20 protein-coding genes and 1 pseudogene are annotated in these 24,454 nt (G+C 71.6%); 8 read left to right on the top strand and 13 right to left on the bottom strand.

Annotation, left to right across the window (positions count from 1 at the left end; genetic code table 11):
- Positions 1 to 36: 36 nt before the first annotated feature.
- Positions 37 to 768 carry a hypothetical protein gene (locus ACIBN2_RS07475; RefSeq protein WP_399133260.1) on the top strand — a complete coding sequence of 244 codons (732 nt, stop codon included), beginning with the start codon at positions 37 to 39 and terminating at the stop codon, positions 766 to 768.
- A gap of 21 nt (positions 769 to 789) precedes the next feature.
- Here the strand turns inward: ACIBN2_RS07475 and ACIBN2_RS07470 are convergent, their stop codons facing one another.
- From ACIBN2_RS07470 to ACIBN2_RS07445, 6 genes are all read right to left on the bottom strand, one after another.
- On the bottom strand, positions 790 to 1,209 hold the full coding sequence (locus tag ACIBN2_RS07470; RefSeq protein WP_399133951.1) for an NUDIX hydrolase: 420 nt from the start codon (positions 1,207 to 1,209) through the stop codon (positions 790 to 792).
- Between the two features lie 79 nt (positions 1,210 to 1,288).
- Positions 1,289 to 2,068: an isocitrate lyase/phosphoenolpyruvate mutase family protein gene (locus ACIBN2_RS07465; protein ID WP_399133259.1), complete on the bottom strand. Its 780-nt coding sequence runs from the start codon at positions 2,066 to 2,068 to the stop codon at positions 1,289 to 1,291.
- Positions 2,065 to 2,523, bottom strand: a complete 459-nt coding sequence (locus tag ACIBN2_RS07460; protein ID WP_399133258.1) for a hypothetical protein — start codon at positions 2,521 to 2,523, stop codon at positions 2,065 to 2,067. Before ACIBN2_RS07460 ends, ACIBN2_RS07465 begins: the two co-directional genes overlap by 4 nt.
- Positions 2,524 to 2,578: 55 nt before the next feature.
- Positions 2,579 to 2,947, bottom strand: a complete 369-nt coding sequence (locus ACIBN2_RS07455; protein WP_399133257.1) for a VOC family protein — start codon at positions 2,945 to 2,947, stop codon at positions 2,579 to 2,581.
- Between the two features lie 49 nt (positions 2,948 to 2,996).
- Positions 2,997 to 4,712, bottom strand: a complete 1,716-nt coding sequence (locus ACIBN2_RS07450; protein ID WP_399133256.1) for a DUF2264 domain-containing protein — start codon at positions 4,710 to 4,712, stop codon at positions 2,997 to 2,999.
- A 71-nt stretch (positions 4,713 to 4,783) separates the two neighbouring features.
- The gene (locus tag ACIBN2_RS07445; RefSeq protein WP_399133255.1) at positions 4,784 to 5,839 is read right to left on the bottom strand and encodes a rhamnogalacturonan acetylesterase; all 1,056 of its coding nucleotides are present in this window, start codon (positions 5,837 to 5,839) and stop codon (positions 4,784 to 4,786) included.
- Between the two features lie 202 nt (positions 5,840 to 6,041).
- On the opposite strand from ACIBN2_RS07445, the gene ACIBN2_RS07440 reads away from it, so the two are divergent.
- Complete coding sequence (locus ACIBN2_RS07440) at positions 6,042 to 7,721, top strand: rhamnogalacturonan lyase B N-terminal domain-containing protein (RefSeq protein WP_399133254.1); 1,680 nt, start codon at positions 6,042 to 6,044, stop codon at positions 7,719 to 7,721.
- A gap of 2 nt (positions 7,722 to 7,723) precedes the next feature.
- Here the strand turns inward: ACIBN2_RS07440 and ACIBN2_RS07435 are convergent, their stop codons facing one another.
- Positions 7,724 to 9,136 (bottom strand): RICIN domain-containing protein, encoded by a 1,413-nt coding sequence (locus tag ACIBN2_RS07435; RefSeq protein ID WP_399133253.1) that lies wholly within the window; start codon positions 9,134 to 9,136, stop codon positions 7,724 to 7,726.
- Between the two features lie 20 nt (positions 9,137 to 9,156).
- On the bottom strand, positions 9,157 to 10,251 hold the full coding sequence (locus ACIBN2_RS07430; protein ID WP_399133252.1) for a family 43 glycosylhydrolase: 1,095 nt from the start codon (positions 10,249 to 10,251) through the stop codon (positions 9,157 to 9,159).
- A gap of 198 nt (positions 10,252 to 10,449) precedes the next feature.
- On the opposite strand from ACIBN2_RS07430, the gene mmuM reads away from it, so the two are divergent.
- Positions 10,450 to 11,367, top strand: coding sequence for a homocysteine S-methyltransferase (mmuM, locus tag ACIBN2_RS07425; RefSeq protein ID WP_399133251.1), 918 nt, complete (start codon positions 10,450 to 10,452; stop codon positions 11,365 to 11,367).
- A gap of 333 nt (positions 11,368 to 11,700) precedes the next feature.
- Here the strand turns inward: mmuM and ACIBN2_RS07420 are convergent, their stop codons facing one another.
- Positions 11,701 to 13,287 carry a carboxylesterase/lipase family protein gene (locus ACIBN2_RS07420; RefSeq protein WP_399133250.1) on the bottom strand — a complete coding sequence of 529 codons (1,587 nt, stop codon included), beginning with the start codon at positions 13,285 to 13,287 and terminating at the stop codon, positions 11,701 to 11,703.
- 379 nt (positions 13,288 to 13,666) lie between these two features.
- Here ACIBN2_RS07420 and ACIBN2_RS07415 point away from each other — a divergent pair, with 379 nt between their 5' ends.
- Positions 13,667 to 14,707, top strand: coding sequence for a LacI family DNA-binding transcriptional regulator (locus tag ACIBN2_RS07415; RefSeq protein WP_399133249.1), 1,041 nt, complete (start codon positions 13,667 to 13,669; stop codon positions 14,705 to 14,707).
- Positions 14,708 to 14,861: 154 nt separating this feature from the next.
- On the opposite strand, the gene ACIBN2_RS07410 is transcribed toward ACIBN2_RS07415, so the two are convergent.
- Positions 14,862 to 15,509, bottom strand: a complete 648-nt coding sequence (locus ACIBN2_RS07410) for a hypothetical protein (RefSeq protein ID WP_399133248.1) — start codon at positions 15,507 to 15,509, stop codon at positions 14,862 to 14,864.
- A gap of 81 nt (positions 15,510 to 15,590) precedes the next feature.
- Between ACIBN2_RS07410 and ACIBN2_RS07405 the strand changes: the two genes are divergently transcribed.
- Positions 15,591 to 16,223 (top strand): VOC family protein, encoded by a 633-nt coding sequence (locus ACIBN2_RS07405; RefSeq protein ID WP_399133247.1) that lies wholly within the window; start codon positions 15,591 to 15,593, stop codon positions 16,221 to 16,223.
- Between the two features lie 62 nt (positions 16,224 to 16,285).
- Positions 16,286 to 16,681 carry a VOC family protein gene (locus ACIBN2_RS07400; protein ID WP_399133246.1) on the top strand — a complete coding sequence of 132 codons (396 nt, stop codon included), beginning with the start codon at positions 16,286 to 16,288 and terminating at the stop codon, positions 16,679 to 16,681.
- Positions 16,682 to 16,691: 10 nt separating this feature from the next.
- Here ACIBN2_RS07400 and ACIBN2_RS07395 read toward each other — a convergent pair whose 3' ends face one another.
- The 3 genes and pseudogenes from ACIBN2_RS07395 to ACIBN2_RS07385 all read right to left on the bottom strand — a co-directional run bounded on the left by ACIBN2_RS07395 (position 16,692) and on the right by ACIBN2_RS07385 (position 19,077).
- Positions 16,692 to 17,372, bottom strand: coding sequence for a helix-turn-helix domain-containing protein (locus ACIBN2_RS07395; RefSeq protein ID WP_399133245.1), 681 nt, complete (start codon positions 17,370 to 17,372; stop codon positions 16,692 to 16,694).
- 5 nt (positions 17,373 to 17,377) lie between these two features.
- Positions 17,378 to 17,921, bottom strand: a pseudogene (locus ACIBN2_RS07390) (helix-turn-helix domain-containing protein); the annotation flags it as partial.
- A 13-nt stretch (positions 17,922 to 17,934) separates the two neighbouring features.
- Positions 17,935 to 19,077 carry a YihY/virulence factor BrkB family protein gene (locus ACIBN2_RS07385; protein ID WP_399133244.1) on the bottom strand — a complete coding sequence of 381 codons (1,143 nt, stop codon included), beginning with the start codon at positions 19,075 to 19,077 and terminating at the stop codon, positions 17,935 to 17,937.
- A gap of 797 nt (positions 19,078 to 19,874) precedes the next feature.
- Here ACIBN2_RS07385 and ACIBN2_RS07380 point away from each other — a divergent pair.
- Positions 19,875 to 22,319 carry a Pls/PosA family non-ribosomal peptide synthetase gene (locus tag ACIBN2_RS07380; protein ID WP_399133243.1) on the top strand — a complete coding sequence of 815 codons (2,445 nt, stop codon included), beginning with the start codon at positions 19,875 to 19,877 and terminating at the stop codon, positions 22,317 to 22,319.
- Between the two features lie 35 nt (positions 22,320 to 22,354).
- Positions 22,355 to 24,448, top strand: coding sequence for an amino acid adenylation domain-containing protein (locus tag ACIBN2_RS07375; protein WP_399133242.1), 2,094 nt, complete (start codon positions 22,355 to 22,357; stop codon positions 24,446 to 24,448).
- Positions 24,449 to 24,454 lie beyond the last annotated feature (6 nt).

Here is a 24,454-nt window from a genome sequence, read left to right as displayed (position 1 = left end):
CCCTGGGCGACCGGGGCCGGAGGCGGAGGAAAGTGCATGGGCGGTCGGCAGGTTCTGGAGGCGCGGCGGCTGCTGACCAGGACGCTGGACGGTGATCTGCCCGAGCACGAACTGGTCGCGGCGGCCCGCTCCGTCGTCGCCGAACTCGGCTCCCCCGAGCGGCTGCTGGAACTGGTCACCGATCTCGCCTCCGGGGAGGGCGATCCGGAGGGCTGCGCCCGGTTGTCGTACCGGCACGTCCTCGGTTTCGACAAGCTGCTGCTCGTCGACGACGGACCGCGCCACATGCTCCGCGTCCACCTGTGGCACCGGGGTGCCGGTGCGATCGGCGAGGAGGACGTGCACAACCACCGCTCGGCTCTCGCCTCGTACATCGCCCGCGGGCGGCTGTCGATGGAGCTGTACGAGGTCGGACACGGTGATGGCACAGGCATCCCCACCGCCCGTTACGAGGAGTCGCTGTCCGAGCGGACGGCGGACTGGCTGCTGGAGCCGGTCGGCCCGGCGCGGCTGCGGCTGACCCATGTGGGGCAGTACGCGGCCGGCAGCGCGTACGCCCTGCCGGCGCACACCCTGCACCGGGCCTGGTGCGACACGGACGTGCCGACGGTGACCCTGTTCCTGGAGACGGGACCCGAACGACGGCCGCACACCGATGTGTTCACGGCGGCGGGCCCGCATCCGGGAGCGGTGGCGAAGGTGCCGCTCGGCGTGGACGACTATCTGGGAGCGCTCAGCGGGCTCGCCGAGCTGCTCAGGAAGTCGTAGAGGGCGGCGCGGGGAAGCTGCTCAGGATGTCGTGAACGCCTGGTCCACGATGCCGAGGTTGTACTCGTCGATGTCGACCGTGGTCAGCTCCGAGCGCGTCAGCCAGACGTGGTCCTGGTCGGGCCGGGGCAGGGTGATGTGCCGGCTCAGCGGCCTGACCAGGAAGTTCTCCTGCCAGTTCTTGACCTCGTGGCCGCGGTACTCGCTGAGGAAGGACGACTCGCCGACCTTGCGGACGACCTCGCCGAGGAGCCCGGTCTCCTCCTTCAGCTCGCGCAGCGCACCGTCCTGGGCGCTCTCGTCCGGTTCGAGCTTGCCGCAGGGGACGCCCCAGACGCGAGGCAGGAACTTCTCCGTCTCGCTGCGGCGGACCAGCAGCACCCTGCCGTCGTCGTCCATCACGACGGCGGCCGCCAGTCGCTTGTCGCCGGGGATGTCCATGTCCATGGTTCCTCGGTCCCTTGCCGGAGATGAGTCCAAAGGGTCTGATACCCACGAAAGCATCCACCGTACCAAGGAGTCACCGTCCGGCGCTGTGAGCCGGGTCGCTCCTTCGGGCCCGTGCGTCGACTTTCGCGTACGACGGTGCCGTGCCCTGCGGAGTCCGGCCGGCCCGGACGTCCGCGACCGTCTCCAGGGCCGCGCCCAGGGCCCGCCGGTACAGCAGCGAGCCGAGGCTCACACGCCGTACGCCGAGGCCGGCGAGCTGGGGAAGCGTGGGACCGGTCGGCGAGTAGAGGATGTTGAGGGGGAGGTCGCCCAAGTGCTCGACGAGACGGGCGATTTCGCGTGGGTCCGTCAGTCCGGGGACGAACACCCCGTCGGCGCCCGCCTCCCGGTAGGCGTCGAGCCGGGGCAGCGTGCCCTCTCCGCCGCCCGACCAGTAGGTGTCGGTACGGGCGTTGACGAAGAGGCCGGGTGCGGCGGCCTTCACCGCGGCGATCTTCGCGGCGTGCCGCTCGACGGGGCCGAGCCCGTCCTCCAGGTTGATGCCGACGGCCCCGACGGCTGCCAACTGGCGCGCGAACTCCGCCACCTCGTCCGGGACTTCACTGAATCCGCCCTCCGCGTCGACGGACAGGAGGAAGGGCGCCGTGCCCAGGGTGAGCGCGAGCCGCAGGGTCTCGTCGCGTGTCGCGGACGTCCCGTCGGGCAGGCCGGCCGCCGCGGCGACGCCCAGACTGGTCGTCGCGACGGCACGGAAGCCCTCGGCGGCGAGCGCCATGGCCGAGGCGTGGTCCCAGGCGTTGGGCAGGAGCAACGGCTCGGCGGCGTGGTGCAGATCGGCGAACTCGCTCATGACAGATCGCCCACCGAATCGGCGTAGTACGTCGATCCCTTGAGGTGCAGGGCCAGTTCGCGGAAGCTCCAGCCCTCGCCGGGCGAGCGGTCGAGCTGCTCGTCGGTGAGGGCGTCGAGGCGGTTCGCCCAGATGCGGGCGAGGCGGATCAGACGGCTGCGGGCCTCGTCGAGGTCGGCCTGCGTGAAGGGCGCGAGGTCCGCCTCGGTCGTCACCATGGAGGCGTGCCAGTGGTCGGGCTGCGGCACTTCGCCCGCCAGCCGGGCCTCCAGCTCGGCGAGGTGGTCGACCAGATGATCGGCGACCCGGCGGACCGCCTTGTGCGGGGTGTAGACGCGATCGTCGACATGGGCGGGCCTGCCGTCCCAGCTCGTCCAGGTGGCGGCCAGTTCCAGGACGTGCCCCACCATGCCGGTGACGGCCTGGGCGGGGGTCTCCTGCGGGTTCTCGGTCATACAGGCACGCTAAGGCCGCATCACTTCGGCGCCGGCCGAAGTGTCCTGACCCGCCTCAGCCCGCGCGTTCCGCCGCGCTCCGCTCCACGCAGAACTCGTTGCCCTCCGGGTCGGCGAGGACGACCCAGCCCTTGCCGTCGTCGGTGCGCCGGTCGTCGAGGAGGGTGGCCCCCAGGGCGAGCAGGCGGGTGACCTCCTCGTCACGGGTGCGGTCCTGGGGCTGAAGGTCCAAGTGCAGCCGGTTCTTGGCCTTCTTGCCCTCCGGCACGGTGACGAAGAGCAGGCCCGCGTCAGCGATCAGCGCCTCCGGGTCACCGGGATGGTCGTCCTCGTGCAACGGCCTGTCCAGGACCTGCGACCAGAACGAGGCGAGAGCGTGGGCGTCGGTGGAGTCGAACGTGGTGTGGCGAATCGTGGAGGTCATGGGAGGGATTCTCAGACGCGCCGATCGGCCACAGCAACCGAGATTCGGTTCACCGGCCGTCCGGTGCCACGACCTCCACTCCGGAGCCAACCCAACGGACACCAGCCTCGGACCCGTCGCCCCACCGTACGGTCAACTCCCGCTCCCCGTCGGCCCGTACACTCACCGCCTCCCCGAGAGGCACCGAATCCGGCTCTCCGGTCAGCCGGGCCAGGGCGACGAACAGGGTGTCTCCCTCACCGGTGACCCCGGCGACCCCGGCGACCCCCGTCGGCGTCTCCGACAGGCCCACGGCAGGCAGCAGTTCCGCGCGCACCCCCTCCGAAGCCGCCCACCCCGTCACACGCACCGGCGTCCCGGGCCGCGCGCCCGCGACGAGATGAGCCCGTACCTCCACGGCCCCCTGCACGAGCACCACGCTGGTCACCCGCGCTCCCCCGCCCGCCGTGTGCCGGGAGGCCACCCAGCCGTCGCCCACACCCAAGGGCACGATCTCCGTGCGGCTCGGGTCGTCGCCGACGATCACGCTGTTGTCGTACGACGAGACCGGCTGCGTCACCGTCGAGTAGGCGAGGCGCGTGTAGTACGGGTCGTAGCGGACGTCCTCACTGCCGTGGTTGTGAAGGCGGACGACCCCGTCCGAACGCGTGGACTGCAGAAGCCAGTTGGGGGCGGAGATCGTCGTGAGCGCGTCGGAGCGCTCCGCCGGGCCCGGCTCCTCGGGAGCCGTCCACACCGGGTGGTCGTCCGGGAGGAGCAGCCCGAGGAACCCCTTGCTCGCCCAGTACGGGGACGCGGGGCCCGAATAGCCTTGCAGGAGCGCCGTGTCGGGCCCGTGCCAGCCAAGCGTGAGCAGGCCGCGGGAGTCCACCGCGCCCCGCTCGACGAAGTACTTCAGCGCCCCGGAGGCGAGCCTGCGCGTCTCCCCCGGCGGCAGCGGCGTATGCCCGGTGAGCGCGCCCAGCCACAGCGGCGCCGTCGTCGCGAAGCGGTAGGTGAGGCTGCGGCCCTGGTGCATCGGGGCGCCGTCCGCGCCGAACAGGCGGGCGTAGTCCTCCAGATGACGGGAGAGCCGGCCGCCGTACGTGTCGAGGAGGTCGGCGTCGTCCGCCAGCCACGCGTGCAGCACCGGGTAGAGGTGCATCGCCCAGCCGTTGTAGTAGTCGAACTTGCGGCCGTCGCCGTCGGTGTACCAGCCCTCCCCGACGTACCACTCCTCGATCCGGGCAAGACCGCGCTCGATCGCCTTGCGGGACGCCTCGGGCTCGTGGCCGATCTCCTGGAGGAAGCCGCCCACGGTCACCGGGAACAACTCCCAGTTGCAGGGCCAGGCGTCGGCGGTCAGAGCGTCCGCGAGCCAGGCGGCCGCCCGCTGCCGTACACCGTCGTCGAGACGGTCCCAGAGCAGCGGGCGCGTCAGGCGCAGCGCGAGAGCGATCGAGGCCGCCTCGACCAGCGGCTGGCTGCGGTCCTCGATCCGGGGCCAGACGCCCGCGACACCGGCCGCGAGTCCCTCGGCGTACCGCTGGAGCACGGTCTCGTCCCGGCGGAAGGCCGCGGCGAGCAGCGTACGGGCGTAGCCCTCCAGGCCGTCCGAGAGCCGGCCGGACCAGCTCGTGTGGTCCCCGGGGAGGTCGTAGAGCGCGCCGCCCTCCACCGCGTACGGCTCGACCGCGGCGAGCAGGGAGTCGGCGGCGGCCTCCCAGTGGGCGCGGGTGTATCCGGTGCGCGGGCTGAGCGTGCGGTCGTCGGGCGGCAGGTCCATCGGCTCTCTTTCACGGCGTACGGAAGGTGAGACCTGGGGCGCCCCGGTTCCGGTCGAGACGCCCCAGGGGTTCATCCCACCCGCACAAGGCCCTTCGGCACCAGATGCTGGGCGACGAGCGCGTCACGGACAAGCCCTGCGTACACCGTGGCGCCGTGGACGGACGTGTGGGTGTTGTCCTTCTTCTCGTTGTAGAGGTAGATCGCCTTGGAGCCCTCGACGCCCAGGGACTCCACCAGCGCCTTCGTCCGCGCCGTCAGGTCGATGAGCGGCACCCCGTGCTCCGCGGCGACCGAACGGATGACAGCAGGATGGTCCACTCCGAGGCTGTTGACCAGCAGGGCGGTGTCGTTGTTCAGAGTTCCGTCGGCGTTGAACCAGCGCCGCACGATGGGGGTCACCAGCACCGGACGTCCGCCCTTCTCCCGTACACCGGCCACCAGTGTCTCCAGATTCCCGCGATACGTCGCCCCGTCGGTGGTCTTGTCATTGTGGGCGAGCTGGATCAGGACCAGGTCACCGGGGCGGATCAGCGGCTGAACGGTGGCCCACAGCTGCGGATTCCCCAGATAGGTGACCGTACTCTCCCCGGAATCCGCGTAGTTGGCGACGGACAGGCCCTTGCGGAAGTACTGCGGCAGCTGTTGGCCCCAGCCGGAGTACGGGTCGGCGGGCTGGTCGCAGACGGTCGAGTCGCCGACCAGGAAGATCTGGCGCGTGTGCCGGGCAGGGGTGACCTGGATCCCGGCGAGCGCGGGCGCCGTTCCGCCGATCGCCAGATCCAGGCCGGGAGCTCCCTGCGGTCCGGTCGGTTCGCCCTCGGGCGTGCGGACGTTCACGGTGAAGCTGCGGGCGACGCGCTCACCGGCGGCGACCGGTGTCCCGGGCAGCAGCGAGCGGCGGGTCTCACCGCTGACGGCGGTGCTGGAGGCGGCCTCGCCGCCGAGCAGGACCCGGACGTCGTACGTGCCGGGCGGGACGTCGAAGTGGCAGGCGGTGGCAGTGCAGTTCGCGATGCCGGGGGGCTTGGGCTCTTCGTGCGCCTGGGCGGGTGCCGCGCCCAGGTCGGCGCTCAGTGCCAGCGCCGCGAGCACGGCGAAGTGGAAACGTACGCGGAAACGTCTCATACGCGCATCCCTCCGTGAACGACCGGACGACAAGGCCTGGCGGCAGGGACCGTACCGCTGATCTGCAAGCGCTTTCTAGATATAGGACCAGATTCGCCGGACTGCCGACCTGAGTCCTGCGAAAGCCCTTTCGCGAAGGCAGTTCAACTGTCACTCTCACAGTCACTCGCACCCCCCACTGGCTTCCGAAGGAGGCACCCCCATGTCCGACACCGCGAACAGAGCGGTCGGCCGCCGCACCTTCGTCCTCGGTTCCGCTGCCGCCGCCGGCACGGCCGCCCTCGCCGGCCCGCTTGCCGGCCGGGCGTCCGCCGCCGGCTTCGGCTGGAGCGACGACGGCTCGAACTACGTCGTCGACACCGGCGCGAGCCTGGTCCTCAAGGTCAGCAAGGCCAACGGCGACCTGACCTCGCTGGTCTACAAGGGAACGGAGTACCAGGGCTACGGCGGCAAGAACTCGCACATCGAATCCGGCCTGGGCACCTCGACGGTGACCATCGAGCAGTCCGGTCCGACGATCCTGGTCTCCGTCGCCCACGGCACGCTCAAGCACTACTACGCGGCCCGCAGCGGCGAGAACAACGTCTACCTGTGGACGAACAAGGCCGACGACTCGGTGAGCGCCACCCGCTACATCGTGCGCGTCAGGGCCGGCCTGTTCCTCAACGACGAGCCCGACTCGTACACCTACGCGCCCACGACCGTCGAGGCCTCGGACGTCTTCCGGAAGTCCGACGGCCAGACCCGCTCCAAGCACTACTCGAAGCTCCGGGTCGCCGACTACGACTACATCGGCTGGTCGGCCGGCGGTGTCGGCCTGTGGATGGTCCGCAGCAACCACGAGAAGGCGTCGGGTGGCCCGTTCTACCGCTCCCTGCTGCGGCATCAGAGCGCCGACGGCGGCGGCCTGTACGAGATCCTCTACTACGGCGAGAACCAGACGGAGGCCCAACGTTTCGGCCTCCAGGGCCCGTACGTCATCGCCTTCACGGACGGCGGGGCGCCCTCGTCCGCGCTCCACCACGCCAATATGGACACCTCCTGGGCGGATGCGCTCGGCATCTCCGGGTATGTGGCGGCGAGCGGGCGCGGCCGGGTCGCCGGCGTCGGGATCACCGGGCGCGACACGGCGTCCCCGTACACGGTCGGGCTGGCCAACTCGGCCGCGCAGTACTGGAGTTCGGCACGGTCCTCCGACGGCTACTTCTCGATCGGGGGCGTCCTTCCGGGGACGTACACGCTGACCGTCTTCAAGGGTGAACTCGCCGTCCACACAGGCTCGGTGACCGTCACGGCCGGAACCACGACCACGCTCAACAGCATCGCGATCCCGTCCTCCAACGACCCGAGCAACGCGAGCGCGATCTGGCGCATCGGTGACTGGAACGGCTCGCCGAGCGGGTTCAAGAACGCGGACCTGATGACGTACGCGCACCCCTCCGACGTGCGGGCCGCGTCCTGGACCGGGAACGTCGTCGTCGGCAGCGGCACCGAGACCTCGTCCTTCCCCTGCTATCTGTGGAAGGACGTCAACAGCGGCGTCACCGTCTACTTCAGGCTGACTGCCGCCCAGGCCGCCGCCGCGCACACCCTGCGCATCGGGGTGACGACGGCCTACGCCAACGGCCGGCCGCAAGTCACCGTCAACGACACCTGGACCTCCGCCGTCCCCACGCCGCCCGCCCAGCCGAGCACGCGGTCGCTGACCGTGGGCTCCTACCGGGGCAACAACCACACGTTCACCTACAGCGTGCCGGCGTCCGCCTGGCTGACGGACACCGGCGCGTACAACACGCTGAGGATCTACGTGGCGAGCGGCTCGGGATCGACGTCGTTCCTGAGCGCGGGCACCTCGATCGACGCGATCGACCTGCTGACCTGACGTCAGGTCCCGCGCGTCCACTGCTGGTTGGTGCCGCCGTTGCAGGTGTACGTGATGATCGCGGCGGAGTTGGCGGTGGACGCGCCGGACACGTCCAGGCACTCGCCGCTCGCGCGGGACGTGAGCGTGACGTAGGAGCCGGACGTGGTCAGCGACCACTGCTGGGCGGTGGCCGAGGAGCTGCAGTTCTCCTGGGTGACGGTGCTCGCGTTCTCCTGCACGCACAGGGAGCTGTTCCTGACCATCAGCTGGTAGTAGCCGCTGCCGGCGGACCTGAACCAGTACTTCTGGTTGCCGCCGCCGTTGCAGTCGTACTGCTTGAGCTGGGCGCCCTGCCACAACGACTGGCTGGTGACATCGGCGCACCTGCCGCTGTGCCGGGCGATCAGCGTGTTGTACGTGGCGCTGGTGCCGGTGACGGTTCCGGCGGCCGTGTCGACTGTGACCTCCGGGTACCAGGACATCGACATCGAGGTCGACTTCGGGAAGGTCAGCGGCAGCCACACGTACCGCGAGTCGTTGACGGTCCCGCCGAAGGAGTTGCCCCAGCGGTCGCCCATGTAGAGGTACGAGGTGCCGGACGTGCCCGTGACCGGGAGGACGTACGCGGTCTGGGAGTTGTACGCCGTGGAGTCGCCGACGTTCGTCCACGCGGTCCACGGTCCGGCGAGCGAGGTGGCGGTGGCGTACTGCTGCTGGTTGGCGCTCCAGCCGGTGGCGCCCGAAGTCAGCATGAAGTACACGCCGCCCCGTTTGAAGAGGGCCGGGGCCTCGCGGTGGCCGCCCGGCCAGGGGTTGGCGACCAGGCTGTCGATGCCGGTGTAGTCGGCGGTGAGCTTGTAGATGTGCAGGTCGTAGTTCTCGTTGGCGGCGGAGACCATGTAGCCGGTGCCGTCGGTGTCGACGTAGGTCGTGATGTCCCGGGACATGGAGTCGCCGAGCGGGCGGAAGCTGCCCTGGTAGGTGTAGCTGCCGTCGACCGTGGCCGAGACGGCGACGGCGGCACGGGCCTCGCTGTAGTCGACGCCGTTCTCCTTGTGCATCCACATCACGAACTTGCCGGTGGAGGCGTTGTAGATGACCTTGGGCCGCTCGATGTAGGCGGTGCCCAGCTCCGAGGCGGACGACTGGGTCAGGACGTGGTTCCTGAACTCCCAGTTCTTCAGGTCGGTGGAGCGGTAGGCGTCGACGTACTTGAAGGTGTTGTCGGCGTTGCGGTCCTCGCCGAACCAGTAGTAGTACGAGCCGACCTTGATGACCCCGCCGCCGTGGGCGTGGACGGCGTTGCCCGAAGTGTCGGTGAACTGGACGCCGTTGGTGACCGTCTGGGCGGCTGCCTGCGCCGGGCCCGCGGTCGCGAGGGCGCCCACCAGCGTCAGACAGAGGGCGAGCAGTACCGCGTAGGCACGTCTCATCTCACACACTCTCCTTCACCTCAGCCGGCGGCCGGGCCGGCCGTCGCGCCGGTCGCGGTGTCGGCCACGGGTATGCCGAAGTCCGGGGTGCCGTCCGGGGTCCAGCGGAGGTTCTGGATCCGGGTGTGGCGGTTGGGGTCGTTCAGGGGGTCGCCGGTGATCTCCTTGTACTGGCGGGCGTGGTAGACGAGGACGTCGCTGCGGCCGTCCTCGGCGACCGTGAAGCAGTTGTGGCCGGGGCCGTACTGCTTGGTGGTGTCGTTGCTGGTGAACACGGGGACGGGCGACTTGGACCAGTTGGCGGGGTTCATCAGGTCGGCGTCCGCGTCCGCCGTGAGCAGGCCCATGCAGTAGTGGTAGTCGGTGGCGCTGGCCGAGTACGAGAGGAAGATGCGGCCGTTGCGGGCGAGGACCGCGGGGCCCTCGTTGACCTTGTAGCCGACGCACTCCCAGTCGTACTCCGGTGTGGAGAGCCGGACTTGGGGTCCGGTCAGGGTCCACGGGTTCGCCATCCTCGACAGCCACAGGGCGGTGTTGTTGTCCATGCCGGGCTCGTGCTGGGCCCAGACGAGATAGCGGGTGCCGCGGTGGGTGAAGGTGGTGGCGTCGAGCGAGAAGGTCTCCCAGGCCGTCCTGATCTGGCCCTTCTCGGCCCAAGTCCCCTTGAGCGGGTCGGGGTTGGCGTTCTCCAGGACCCAGATGCGGATGTCCCACACGCTCTCGGCGGGCGCGGAGGCGAAGTAGATGTACCACTTGCCGCCGATGCGGTGGATCTCCGGCGCCCAGATGTGGGCGCCCATGGCACCGGTGGCGTGCTTGGTCCAGACGACGGACTCGGCGGCGGTCGCGAGGCCGTTCAGCGTGCGGGAGCGGCGCAGGATGATGCGGTCGTACTCGGGGACGGTGGCCGTGAAGTAGTAGTGGCCGTCGGTGTGTCGGTGGATGTACGGGTCGGCGCGCTGACGCACGAGCGGGTTGCGGAACGGCGCCGGCCTCGGCGCGGCCGCCGCCACGGCCGGGGTGGCCGCCAGGGCGCCCGCGGCGAGGGCGGCACCCTTCAGCATCAGGCGTCTGCTGGGGGGCTCTGGCTCGGGGAGGTCGTCGTTGCGGCTCATACGGCTGCCTCTCGCGGGGTGGGGGGACGGAAGGGGTGGACAGGCTCATCTGTTCGAGATCACGAACGCCATCTGTCATTACGAACGCCGAAAAGGTAGAGGTGTGGCGCGACGAGGTCAACGGGTCCGGCGAGACAAAGAGACAGCGCTTTCTCCCCTGCTCCACATGTGCTTACCGGTTCGACTACCGTCGACGGCATGACCAGCACGAACAGCCTTGCCGCAGCCCTCGCCGCCGGGACCGTCGTACTGGACGGCGGCCTGGCCAACCAGCTGGAGTCCGCCGGCCACGACCTGAGCGACGAGCTGTGGTCGGCGCGGCTGCTCGCGGATCGGCCGGAGGCGATCGCCGAGGCGCACCTCGCGTACTACGAGGCGGGCGCGGACGTGGCGATCACGTCGAGCTACCAGGCCACCTTCGAGGGTTTCGCCAAGCGGGGCATCGGTCACGGCAGAGCCGCCGACCTCCTGTCCCTGAGCGTTGAGTTGGGGCGCGAGGCGGCGCGGCGGGCCCGGGCGGAGGGGATCGCGCGGCCGCTGTGGGTGGCGGCGTCCGCCGGGCCGTACGGGGCGATGCTCGCGGACGGGTCCGAGTACCGGGGGCGGTACGGCCTGAGCGTCGACGAGCTGGAGCGATTCCACCGGCCGCGCCTGGAGGTGCTCGCCGCGGCCGGCCCCGACGTGCTGGCGCTGGAGACGGTGCCCGACGCCGACGAGGCGGCGGCGCTGCTGCGGGCCGTGCGGGGGCTCGGCGTGCCGGCCTGGCTGTCGTACTCCGTCGCGGGCGGCCGCACCCGTGCCGGGCAGCCGCTGGAGGAGGCCTTCGCGCTCGCCGCCGGGGCCGACGAGGTCATTGCGGTCGGCGTCAACTGCTGCGCCCCGAAGGACGTCCGCGGCGCGGTCGAGACCGCCGTACGTGTGACGGGCAAGCCGGTCGTGGTCTATCCCAACAGCGGCGAGACCTGGGACGCCGCGGCCCGCGCCTGGGACGGCCGGGCGAGCTTCGCCCCGGACGAGGTCGCCGGCTGGCGGGCGTCCGGCGCCCGCCTGATCGGCGGGTGCTGCCGGGTGGGGCCCGAGGCGGTCGCGGGCATCGCGAGGGCGCTGCGGGGCTGAACCCGGACCGGGCCCCCTCGGAACCGGCCCGCGCGCCGGCCCCGGGTGGCGCCGCCGTGGTCACTGCCGGCGGACCGACCCGGGCAGCCGCAGCCGCTCAGCGCTGCGAGCCTGAACCCGGACCGGGCCCGCTGGAACCGGCCCGGGCGGCGCCGCCCTGGGCACTGCCGGCGGACCGAGCCCGGCAGCCGTAACCGCCGACCGCAACTCCGAACCGCGCAGGGGCGCGGCGAGCGCGGGGACCGACATGTGTGCTCAGCGCTGCAAGCCTGACCCCGGACCGGGCCCCGCCGGAACCGGCCCGCGCGCCGGCCCCGGGCGACACCGCCGTGGTCACTGCCGGCGCACCGAGCCCGGCAGCCGCAGCCGCCGCACGACCGACCGCAGCTCCGTACCGCGCGGCGGCGCGGCGAGCGTGGGGACCGACACGCGTGCGGCCTCCGGCGGGGAAAGGGCGTCGGCGCTCCACAGGGCGACCTCGGCGTCCCGCGGTCCGTACGCGATGCGTGGTGGGCCCGCGTCGAAGATCCGCACGGGATGCGTCTCGTCCCAGCGCTGCCAGCCGGGGTCTCCCCCGGTCGCGAACCGCACCCACGCGGTGTGCATCGCCGTGGCCAGTTCGTCGGGCCCGCCCTCACCGGCCAGCTTGCGCGACTCCGGCACGTGGCCGGTGTCGAACACGAAGCCGAGTTCCAGGGCGTGGCAGGCGCCCAGGCCGGGGAGGCTGGAGGGCCAGGCGAACTCGTAGACGTACGAGGAGCCGCTGCGGGCGTCGGCCAGCCGGTGCACCGGGACGCGCAGCAGATGGTCGGTGACGAGCTGCCCGACGATCTCGGCGGTGCCGGCCTCCGGGTGCAGGGTGCGGTAGCCACGCGGCACCTCCGTGCCGCAGCGGCAGCGGGCCATCGCGCCGGCGAGGGCGACGGCGCCCAGCCGGTCGACGCGCTCCAGCAGACCGCCGGGGACCAGCCAGAGGCGGTACTCGTCGCTGGTCCAGCCCATCATCAGGTCGACGCCGCGGGCCGCGTCGCCCTCGACGAGGGCCTCCAGGGGGTCGCGGGGCACGAGGTCGCCGTCGATGACGATGCCGAACGAGGGACCGCCCACCACGGGGCTGCTCAGCCGGCCCACCTCGCCCTGGGTGCGCAGCAGCAGGTCGCGGTCGACCTCGGCGAAGGCCGCGGCGGTCGCGGGGATCTTCAGCCGGGTCGCCATGCGGCGCACCATCCGGCGCACCTTGTCCCGTTCGAACGCCTCGGGCGGCCCGCTCTGCAGGACCGCCCGGCGTATCAGCCCCCGTGTCTGCGGGGCGGCCAGCAGGGCCCCGGCGCTGATCGCCCCCGCCGACTGGCCGGCCAGGGTGATCCGGTCCGGGTCGCCGCCGAAGGCCGCGATCGACGCGTGCACCCACTCCAGGGCGGCCAGCTGGTCGCGCAGACCGGGGTTGGCGGGGGCGTCCGGGAAGAGTCCGTAGCCCTCCACGCCCAGCCGGTAGTTCACCGAGACCAGGACCACGCCGTCCCGGGCGAAGGCCCGCCCGTCGTACACCGGCACCGCGGAGGAGCCCCTGGTCAGGGCGCCGCCGTGCAGCCACACCAGGACCGGGAGCCGGGCACCTGGGCCCGGCTCCGGCGTCCACACGTTCAGGTTGAGGCAGTCGTCACCGGGCACCTCGGGGTCCGACAGGTACATGGCGAAGGACTCGGAGTACGGCGGCTTGGGCGCCGTCGGCCCGAAGGAACCGGCGTCGCGCACACCGTCCCAGGGCTCGGGCGGCACGGGCGGCCTGAACCGCCGGGGGCCGAAGGGCGGTGCAGCGTAAGGGACACCGCGGAACACGGCGATCCCGTGCTCGTACCGGCCCCTCACGGCTCCGTACGGCGTGTTCACCACGGGGTCTGCAGGGACTGCCGCCGTCATACGACCACCAGCTTCCTCACGCGCCGCCGCACCGTGAACAACAGAGCACCACAGCACGGCGCGGTATTCCGGCGCAGAGCGCGTTCAGGCCGCCGACCGGGGGACACGGCTACGGTGCGTACCGCTTCACGCGGGCCGCGGCTACGTTGCGTACACCGGCGTGCCGGGGCCGAGCCGGCCGCAGCCGCCGCCGGTGAAGCCGGTCGCCCGCCAACACCCCTCGCCACGTTCGAAGTTTCGAAAGTTCGGGACCATCGAGACCTGCGAAGCCCGGGCTCTTCCCGTCATGAGCCGGTGAACTTAGGGTAGGAAGCGCTTACCTTTTCGCGCTGGTCGAAACTTTTCATGGCCCTCGGGCGGGCCGGAGAGGCGGTCCCCGATGGTCCGCACGGGAAGTGCCGGCGTGGCGGCCGGGCCGACGCTGGCCGTCGTGGCCCGCGAGGCCGGGGTGTCCGTGCCGACCGCCTCCAAAGTGGTCAACGGCCGGGAGGACGTGGCACCGGAGACCCGCCGCCGCGTCACCGAGGCCCTGGACCGCCTCGGCTACGTCCGCAGGCCCCGCTTCGACGCGGCGAAGGTGCCGGGGCTGGTCGACCTGGTGGTGCACTCGCTGGAGAGTTCCTGGTCGGGGGCGGTGCTCCAGGGCGTGGAGTCGGCGGCGCACGACGCGGGCCTGGAGGTGGTCGTCTCGGCGGGGCTCACCCGCACCCGGGGCGCCCGCCCGGAGCGCGGCTGGCTGGACAAGCTCATCGCGCGCGGATCCTCCGGAGTGCTGTTCAACCTGGCCGAGTTGTCGGTGTCGCAGTACGCCTGGCTGGACCAGCACCGCATCCCGTACGTCCTGATCGACCCGGTCCTCGAACCACCGCCGGGCGTGGTGTCGGTCGGTGCGGCGAACTGGCAGGGCGGGGTCACCGCGACCGAGCACCTGCTCTCCCTCGGCCACGAACGCGTCGCCGTCATCGCCGGCGACCAGCGCAAGATGTGCAGCAGTGCGCGTGTCGCCGGCTACCGTTCGGCGCTCGCGTCGGCGGGCGTCCGCCATCGCCCGGAGTACGTCCGCCACGCCGGCTTCGACGACACGGTCGCGCACCGCCGCATGCTGGAACTCCTCGACCTGCGCCAGCCGCCGACCGCGGTCTTCGTCTGCTCGGACCACATGGCCCTGGGCGTGTACCAGGCCCTGGCGGAACGGGACTTGCGGGTCCCGCACGACGTCAGCGTGGTCGGCTTCGACGATCTGCCGGAGTCGCGCTGGATCTCCCCCGCGCTGACCACCGTCCGCCAGCCGCTGTCGGAGATGGCGGCGACGGCGCTGCACCAGCTGGTCCGCATGATGGACGGGGACCGGCCGGAGAGCACGCGTACGGAACTGTCGACGCGGCTGGTGGAGCGGGCCAGCACGGGGCGCTCGCGCTGAGCGTTCGGGGGGGTGTCGCGGGGGTTCTTCGGTCGTCCGCGGGTGCGTCGTGGCTGGGCGCGCAGTTCCCCGCGCCCCCAAAAACGTTGTTGTGGCTGGTCGCGCAGTTCCCCGCGCCCTTGAAAACGTTGCGGGGACCCGGCACTTGGCCTGCTCAGCCGGCCTCGTCCGGCACGTCGTTGTTCGGGGCTCCGTCGCCGTTCGGCGGGAGGTCGCCGCGGCGTACCGGTGCGGTGGGGGTCGATGTGGGCGCCGGTGGCAGGAGGTCGGAGAGTTCGGTGGCGGAGGGGTGGTGCACGGCGAGGAGCGCCTTGTGCAGAGTGGCGCGGGGGACGCCGGCGCCGGTGAGCCAGATGACGTAGCCCTTCCTCGGCTGCGCGTATCCGTGCTGCCGCCCGGCGCTGCGGTACCAGGCGTCGCCCTCGCGCGTGCAGCTGGTCTGCCCGTCGGGTGCGTCGCCGACGGGTTGCCGCGGGCAGGTGGCAGAGGTCAGCGTGCCGCGGTCCACCCGGATCTCGATCTGCGTGCCGGCCTTCCGCGACCAGTACACGGCGGAGAAGCCGTCGTCGCCGGACACGCCCACGGACTGCCGGGCAAGGGTGTAGCCGGGCGACCCGGTGACGTAGACGAGTTCCGGTGCGATGCCCAACGCCTGTGCGCGCGCCTTGAGTTGGGCCGGGTCGGCGGGTGCGGCCGAGCCGCCGGCTCCGGCGCCCACGCCGGCCTTCTCCGTGCCGCAGCCGGCCGTCAGCAGCACCGGCAGCAGCAGAAGCGGCGGCAGGGCGCGCAGGGTACGGATCACTCCCCCATCCTGCCGTATGCGACGCAACGCCGCCGCACAGGTGTTCCATCGCGCAGGCCGGGCTGCGTAGCCTCGACTCCGATGAACGCGATCCCCTCACACCTCGACCACCTCGTCCTCGCAACTCCCGATCTGGCGGCGACGGTCGCCGAGTTCGCCCGTCGCACCGGTGTGGCACCCGCTCCCGGCGGCGCCCATGTCGGGCGGGGCACCCGTAACTTCCTGGTGTCGCTGGGCGGTTCGAGCTATCTGGAGATCATCGGGCCGGACCCGGAGCAGTCGGAGCCGGACGGTCCCCGTCCGTTCGACGTCGACGAGGTGGACCGCGCGCGTACCGTGACCTGGGCCATCAGCCCGCCCGACCTCGACGCGGCCGTGGCCGCCGCCCGCGCCCGGGGCTACGACCCGGGTGACGTCCGCCCGATGAGCCGCCGCCGGCCCGACGGCACCCTGCTGGAGTGGCGGCTGACCGACGGCGACACGCAGCACCCCTCCGGTCTGGTGCCGTTCCTCATCGACTGGGGGGCGTCGGTCCATCCGACCGCCACGGAGCTGCCCGTCACTCCCCTGGTACGGCTGTCCGCCACCGCTCCGGACCCGGACGAGCTGCGGCCTCTGCTGGCCGCCGTCGGGGCCGAACTGGTCGTGGCCGAGGGGCCGGTGGGGCTGTCGTTCACGGTGGAGACGCCTCAGGGGCCGGTGACCTTCGGGTGAGCCGGTGAGCCATGTCCGATTCCTTCAAGACCCGTCACCGGACTGCTGCCTACCGTGATCGCATGACTCCACGAATCGATGCCGTCGGGCTGGTCGTCTCCGACATGGCGGCCGCCGTCACCTTCTACCGCCGGCTCGGCCTGGCGTTCCCCGAGGGCGCCGAGAACGAGCCGCACTGCGAGGCCGAACTGCCGGGCGGGCTGCGCCTGTTGCTCGACACCGAGGACACGGTCCGCTCCTTCCACGCCGGATGGCGGCCGCCCACCGGCGGCTACCGGACCGCGCTCGCCTTCCACTGCGGCAGCCCGGCGGAGGTGGACTCCGCGTACGAGGAGCTGGTCGCAGCGGGACACCACGGAGAGCTGAAGCCCTGGGACGCCTTCTGGGGCCAGCGGTACGCGGTCGTGCACGACCCGGACGGCAACGGCGTCGACCTGTTCGCCCCGCTGCCCCGGTAGATCCCCGCCGCTACCCCAGCAGCTCGCGCAGCGGGACGCCCGCCAACTCCTTGACGTCCCGGGACAGATGGGCCTGGTCGGCGAACCCGGTCCGGGCCGCCGTCTCCGCGAACGGGACACCCCGCCGGGCCAGCCCCAAAGCCCGTTGCAGCCGCAGCACGCGGGCCAGCGTCTTGGGGCCGTAGCCGAAGGCGGCCAGGGAGCGGCGGTGCAACTGGCGTGCTCCGAGGCCGAGTTCTCCGGCGGTGGCCGCGACCGGGCGGCCCGCGTCGAGGGCGGCCACGAGGTGCCGTAGCAGCGGGTCGGGGGGTTCGGCCGCGGCGGCCAGGCGCAGTGCCAGCTCGTCCAGCCCGCTCGCCGGTCCGGCGGCCGCGTGCATGCGGGCGGTGAGGCGGCGGACCTCCGCGGCCGGCCACAGGTCGGCGAGGGCCACGCGCCGGTCGCGCAGTTCGTGGGCGGGCACGCCCAGCAGGGCGGGGGCGGTTCCGGGACGGAACCGCAGGCCCGTCCACACACCGGGGGCGCCCTCGGTGAGGTAGGCGCGGGTGTCGGGTCCCGCGACCAGCAGCCGGCCCTCGTGCCAGAGCAGATCCATGCAGCCGTCGGGCAGCACCCGTCCCACGCCGGCCTCGGCCGGAGTGTTCCGCCACACGACCGCTCCGGGCAGCCGGGACGGCCTCTCCTCGTACACGTCCGTCAGCCTACGCGCGCGGTCTCCCCCACCCGCTCCCGATGCTCCTGGGGGCTCACGCCGTAGACCCGCTTGAACGCGCTGGACAGGGCGAACGCGCTGCCGTGGCCGACCCGCCGGGCGATCGCCTCCAGGGTGTCGCCGGCGTCGCGGAGTGCGTCCGCGGCCAGGGCGAGACGCCGGCCGGTCAGATACGCCATCGGGGCTCGCCCACGAGCTCGGCGAAGCGGCGGGCGAGGCCCGCGCGGGACACCCCGGCCTTGACGGCCGGGGAGGCCACCGTCCAGGGGCGCGCGGGGTCGTCCTGGCGCCGTCGCGGCACCCGGCCCACGACGGGGTCCACGAGCGCCCGGTACCAGGCCGGGGCCGCCGCCCCAGGGCGGGAGAACCCGGCCCTGAGCGCGGCGATGACCAGCTGGTCGAGCAGTCGAGGACCACCTCCTGGCCCGGTCCGTCGCGCACGATCTCCTCCATGAGGAACGGCGCGAGCGGGCAGTCCCACACGTCGGGGGTGAGGGTCAGCAGGGGTGGCAGGGCACCCGGCAGGCGTGGGCCGAGGAGGTTAAGGGCTGTCCGGCTTGTGATGGTGGGGTGGGTGCGTGCTCTTCACATGGGTGCGCAGACGGGACGTCACGTCCTCCGGCGGCAGGAAGCGCGACCAGCGCTCGGGGAACTCGGAGGGCATGTCCGGGTCGTCCGGATCGGGTTCGACGCCCGCGGCGGCGCGGGCCACGTGCTCGGCCAGCTGCGCCTCGCGGACCCGTTCGTTCGCGGCGCGGGCCGCGGCCGTCGCGGCGGCCGGCCAGACCCGGTCGATCGCGGCGTTGACCGCGGCCCCGACGAGGACGGCGAAGGCGGACACACCGATCCACAGCAGCACGGCGACGGGCGCGGCCAGCGAGCCGTAGATGGTGGGTCCCTCGACCGTGCTGGTGAGGTAGATGCGCAGCAGGAAGCTGCCGAGCACCCACATCGCCAGGGCGACCAGCGCGCCCGGCACGTCCTCGATCCACGGAGAGCGGACGGGCACGGAGACGTGGTACAGCGTGGTCAGGAAGACGACCGACAGGATGATGACGACGGGCCAGTACAGCACCTGCACGACGGTCGTCGACCACGGCACGACGTTCACCACCGCGTCCGGGCCGGCCACCATCAGCGGCAGCGCGATGGAGCCGATCAGCAGGGCCACGATGAAGAGCGCGAAGGACAGCATGCGGGTCTTGACGATGCCGCGGACGCCGTCGAGGCCGTACATCACGGTGATGGTGTCGATGAAGACGTTCACGGCGCGGGAGCCCGACCACAGGGCGAACAGGAAGCCGATGGAGATGACGTCGGGTCTGCCGCCCTTCATCACGTCGTGCAGGATCGGCTGGGCGATCTCCGAGACCCCCTTGTCGGACAGGACGGTCCGGGACGCCTCCAGGAGGTTGTTCTCCAGGCTGGCGATGGTGTCGGCGCCGGTCCAGTCGTCGACGTAGCCGAGCAGTCCGATCATGCTGAGCAGCAGCGGCGGCACGGACAGCAGGGTGAAGAACGCGGCCTCGGCCGCGAGGCCGAGGATCCGGTACTCCATGCACGAGTTGACGGTGTCCTTGAGCAGCAGCCAGGCGGTCCTTCGCTTCGAGACGTTCCGGTAGAGGGCACGCGCCCGGTGGAGACGCCCTGAAGGGCCCTGTGGGGGTTCACTTGCTGGCTGCACGCACTAAAGGTATCCGCCGTTGCCCGGTGCGCTCACCCCCCGGTCCACCGCCTGTCGGGGCGCACGGACGGAAACGGGGCGGCAACGGACGGGAAACCGGACGGGCGGTTCCGTCCCATTATTCTGTCATGTCCCCGTTGGCCGGTTTGTTCAACTTCTCAACCGGAACCGTGCCCGGCACATGTACCGCCGATTCGGCGACATCCCCGGTCACGCGCCGGAACACCGGAAAACCGCGTCATGACCCAGGCTTTCCGGAGCGACCGGAATGCGCCAATGGCTGAAACGCCCTTGAAGCGTTCATGAACTCTCCGAAAGAATTTACATTGCATTCGTTGCGCTGCTGAGAACGACTCAGGCGTACACGACACGGGGACTTCGAGGGCCCGGGACCAAGGCCCGATCCAGCCGCGTTACCCGTGATCCGCATGGGATCCATGTGGGTCGCGCCGTGCTGCCCTGCGCCATTTTCCACGCGGCCACTCCACAACCTTCCACATCATTTTGAACTCGAATACCACTGATATGGAATTCCGGCTCTCCGTGAACAGCGGACGGAGTTCCACCGTATTTCTCTCGGGGGAATTCTCATGCCAGCTCCGCACCCGTTGACGCGTCCGCCTCAGGCCGGCGGAGACGACACTCCGCCCTGCGCCGCACCGGCCCCTCGCGCCCTCCTCCCGACCGCCCGCCGATCGCGGGCGGTGAGCCCGGGGGCCCGTGCAACAAGCCTGTCACCGCCGGAACCAGGCAACCGGCAAAGCGCGTAAAGACTGCAAAACCCGTAAGGAGCGGACGTGCTGGAAAAAATAGACACCGCCACCGAATCTGTACTCGCCGAGGTTCTGGCCGGCGTCGTACGCAAGGAGCACATACCGGTCGACAGCCACTTCTTCGACGATCTCGGCGCCAACTCGCTGACCATGGCCCACTTCTGCGCACGGGTCCGCAAGCGCCCTGATCTGCCGTCCGTGTCGATGAAGGACGTCTACGGCCATCCGACGATCCGCCGCCTGGCCGCCGCCCTCGACACGGCTCCCGCCGCCCCCGCGCCCGCCCCGGCCCCGGAGGCGCCCGCCCCGCAGCCCGTCGGCACCGCGCGCCATCTCCTGTGCGGCGCGCTGCAGTTCCTGGTCTTCGCCGCCTACTGCGTGCTCGCCGGGATCGTCATGGGCCAGGGTTACGCGTGGATCTCCGCCGTGGACGGGGTCGTGGACATCTACCTGCGCTCGCTCGTCTTCGGCGCCTCGGTGTTCGCGGGGGCCTGCCTTCTGCCGATCGCCGCGAAGTGGCTGCTGGTGGGCCGGTGGAAGGAGACGGAGTTCCCCGTGTGGAGCCTCGCCTACTTCCGCTTCTGGACCGTCAAGGCGCTGCTGCACGCCAGCCCGCTGATCCTGTTCACCGGCAGCCCGCTGTACGTGCTGTACCTGCGCGCGCTCGGTGCGAAGATCGGCAAGGGCGTCACGATCCTGACGCACACCGTGCCGGTCTGCACCGATCTGCTGACGGTCGGCGCCGGCTCGGTGATCCGCAAGGACTCCTTCGTCCTGTGCTACCAGGCGCACGCGGGCCGCATCCGCACCGGCCGGGTGACGCTCGGCCGGGACGTGTACATCGGTGAGAAGTCGGTCGTCGACATCGGCACGACGATGGGTGACGGCGCCCGGCTCGGCCACTCCTCCGCCCTGTACGGCGGCATGGCGGTCCCGGCGGGCGAGCGCCGGCACGGCTCCCCGGCCCAGCCCACCGACGTCGACTACGTCCGCGTCCCCCCGGCCCGCGTCTCCACCGTGCGCCGCACCGTGTACGGCCTCGGGGGTCTGCTCCAGATGCTGGTCGTCTACGTCCCCGTCGCGGTCGGCGGCACCTACCTGCTGCTGACGGTGGTTCCCGCCCTCAACATGCTGCTCGACCCGACCTCCCGGGACCTGGGCTCGGCCGCCTTCTACGGCGAGGCGCTGGGCTTCTCGCTGGCCGCCTACGCGGGCTTCCTGGTCCTCGGCCTCGCCGCCGTGTCCCTGCTGCCGCGCCTGCTGAGCCCGATGCTGCGCCCGGACCGGGTCTACCCGCTCTACGGCTTCCACTACTCGCTGCAGCGCGCGGTCGCCCGCATGACCAACATCAAGTTCTTCAAGTGGCTGTGCGGCGACAGCTCGTACATCGTCCACTACCTGCGGTCCATCGGCTACGACCTCTCGCACGTGGAGCAGACCGGCTCCAACTTCGGCACCGAGGTCCAGCACGAGGCGCCGTACCTGGTCTCCGTGGGCAGCGGCACGATGGTCGCCGACGGACTGTCGATCGTGAACGCGGAGTTCTCCGGCACATCCTTCCGCGTCTCGCGCACGACGATCGGCGCGCACAACTTCCTGGGCAACAACATCGCCTACCCCAGCGGCGGCCGCACCGGCGACAACGTCCTGCTGGCGACGAAGGTGATGGTCCCGCTGGACGGCGAAGTCCGCGAGGGCGTCGGCCTGCTGGGCTCGCCCCCCTTCGAGATCCCGCGCTCGGTGGAGCGCGACAGCCGCTTCGACCATCTGCGCGAGGGCGACGAGCTGCACCGTCGGCTGGCCGCGAAGAACCGCTACAACCTGCGCTCGATGGGCCTGTTCCTGTTCGTGCGCTGGCTGCACTGGTTCGGCCTGAGCGTGCTCGGCTTCGCCGCGTTCGACCTGTACGGCGCGAGCGGCGTCGTGGGCGGTGTGCTGATCGGCGCGTCCCTGGTCGTGGGCCTCGCGTTCAGCACCGGCTACTACGTGCTGGTGGAGCGGCTGATCACCCGCTTCCGGCCGCTGCAGCCGCAGCTGCGGTCCATCTACGACCCGCACTTCTGGTGGGTGGAGCGCCTGTGGAAGGTGCCCGACAACCACCTCGTGGTGTTCAACGGGACGCCGTTCAAGGCCTTCGTCTGGCGGCTGCTGGGCGTGCGGATGGGACGCCGGGTCTTCGACGACGGCTGCTACATCACCGACCGCACCCTGTCCGCGATCGGCGACGACTGCACGCTCGCCGCGCACACCAAGGTGCAGGCCCACTCCCAGGAGGACGGCACCTTCAAGTCCGACCACATCACCATCGGCGCCGGCTGCACGCTCGGCACCGGATCACTCGTGCACTACGGCGTCTCGATGGGCGACGGCGCCGTGCTCGCGCCCGACTCCTTCCTGATGAAGGGCGAGGAGATGCCGCCGAGGGCCCACTGGGGCGGGAACCCGGCGGTCGAGCCGCGGCACGGGTGACAGGAACAGCAGGGAAACACAGGGGGGAACCACCGATGGAAACCATTCCGCGCTGGACGCTCGACCCGGTTGTGGGCGTCGCGGAGTACGAAGTCCCGCTGCCGGACGGCGTGTCCGGCACACCGGCCGCGCTGGCGGCCGCACACACCAGGGTGCTCGCCGCGCTGTCCGGCGAGGACGAGGTGACGGCCGGGCCCGACGACGGCGCCCTGCACGTCACCGTCACCGGCCGCACGCTGCGCCTGCGCTACCGCACCGACGTCCTCGACGTGGGGGCCGCGGCCCGCATCGCCGGCTACCACCTGGCCGCGCTCGCCGGCCCCGACCGGCGCAGCCTGCTCTCCGAGGAGGAACTCCGCTTCCAGCTGGAGGAGTTGGCGGGTCCCGAGCGGGAGCTGCCGGACCGGCGGGTGCACGAGCTGTTCGAACAGCGGGTGCTGATGCACCCGGACGCGGTGGCCGCCGAGCAGGACGGGCGCCGGTGGACGTACCGGGAGCTCAACTCCCGTGCCAACCGCATCGCCCGTGCGCTGCTCGCCCGCGGGCTGCGGCCCGAGGACGCGGTCGCGGTGGTGATGGAACGCACCCTGGACTGGCCGGCCGCCGTGCTCGGCGTCCTCAAGGCGGGCGGCGTGTATCTGCCGATCGAGCCGCACTTCCCGGCGGACCGCATCACCACCACGCTCACCCGGGCGGGCTGCGGGCTCGTCCTCACCGAGCACGGAAGCGCCACGCACGTCGACCCGTCCGTCCGCAGGCTGTTCGTGGACGAGGCGTGCGCCGAGGGCCACTCCGACGAGGACCTGGGCATCCCGGTCGCGGCCGGCCAACTGGCCTACATCTACTTCACGTCCGGCTCCACCGGCGAGCCCAAGGGCGCGATGTGCGAGCACGCGGGCTTCCTCAACCACGTCCTCGCCAAGATCGACGACCTGGGCGTCGGCGCCGGGCGGACGGTCGCGCAGACCGCGCCGCAGTGCTTCGACATCTCGCTGTGGCAGTTGGTCTCCGCCCTCCTCGTCGGTGGCCGGACGCTGCTGATCGGGCAGGAGACGATCCTCGACGTGCCGCGGTTCGTGGACACGGTCGTGCGGGGCCGGGTGAACGTGCTCCAGATCGTGCCGTCGTATCTCGAGGCCGTGCTGGCCGAGTTGGAGCAGCGGCCGCGCGAACTGCCCGATCTGCGCTGTGTGTCGGTCACCGGCGAAGCGGTCAAGAAGGAGCTGGTGCAGCGCTGGTTCGGCGCCATGCCCGGCATCCGGCTCGTCAACGCCTATGGCCTGACGGAGACTTCGGACGACACCAACCACGAGGTCATGGACCGCGTGCCGGACCAGGACCGGGTGCCGCTCGGGCCGCCGATCGCCAACGTACGCGTCTACGTCGTCGACGAGGACCTGACGCCCGTGCCGCTGGGCGCACCCGGCGAGATCGTCTTCTCCGGCGTCTGCGTCGGCCGCGGGTACGTCAACGACCCCGAGCGGACGAGCGCGGCCTTCGGCGAGGACCCGTACCGGCCCGGCGAGCGGCTGTACCGCAGCGGCGACCACGGGCGCTGGCTGCCCGACGGGAAGCTGGAGTTCCTCGGCCGCCGGGACAGCCAGGTGAAGATCCGCGGCTTCCGCGTCGAGATCGGCGAGGTCGAGAACGCGCTGCTGCGGGTGCCCGGCGTACGCGACGGCGCCGTGGTCGTCGTTCGGGGCGCGCAGCTGGTGGCGTTCTGCTCCGGTGCCGAGCCGGTGGGCGCAGGCGAGGTGCGCAACAAGCTGGCCGCGTCGCTGCCCCCGTACATGGTCCCGGCGGTCGTGCACTGGCGGGAGCGGCTGCCGCTGACCGCCAACGGCAAGATCGACCGCAAGACGCTGACGGCGCTCGCCGAGGAGCTCGAGACCGGCGGTTCCGGTGCGCCGGACGGCCCCGCCGAGCGGCGGCTGGCCGCCGCCTGGGCCGGGGTGCTGGGCATCGACGCCGACCGGATCGGCCGCCTCGACCACTTCTTCGACCGCGGCGGCACCTCGCTGTCCGCCGTGAAGCTGGCGATCGCCCTGGACCGCGCGATCACCCTCAAGGACGTCACCCGCCACCCGGTCCTCGCCGATCTGGCGGGGCTTCTGGATCAGCGCCACTGAAAGGAA

Origin of the sequence: Streptomyces sp. NPDC050534 (assembly GCF_044457745.1) — a bacterium.
Lineage (GTDB): Bacteria > Actinomycetota > Actinomycetes > Streptomycetales > Streptomycetaceae > Streptomyces.
The sequence above is the reverse complement of the archived record's forward strand: the minus strand, read 5'-3'. Positions and strand labels throughout refer to the sequence as shown.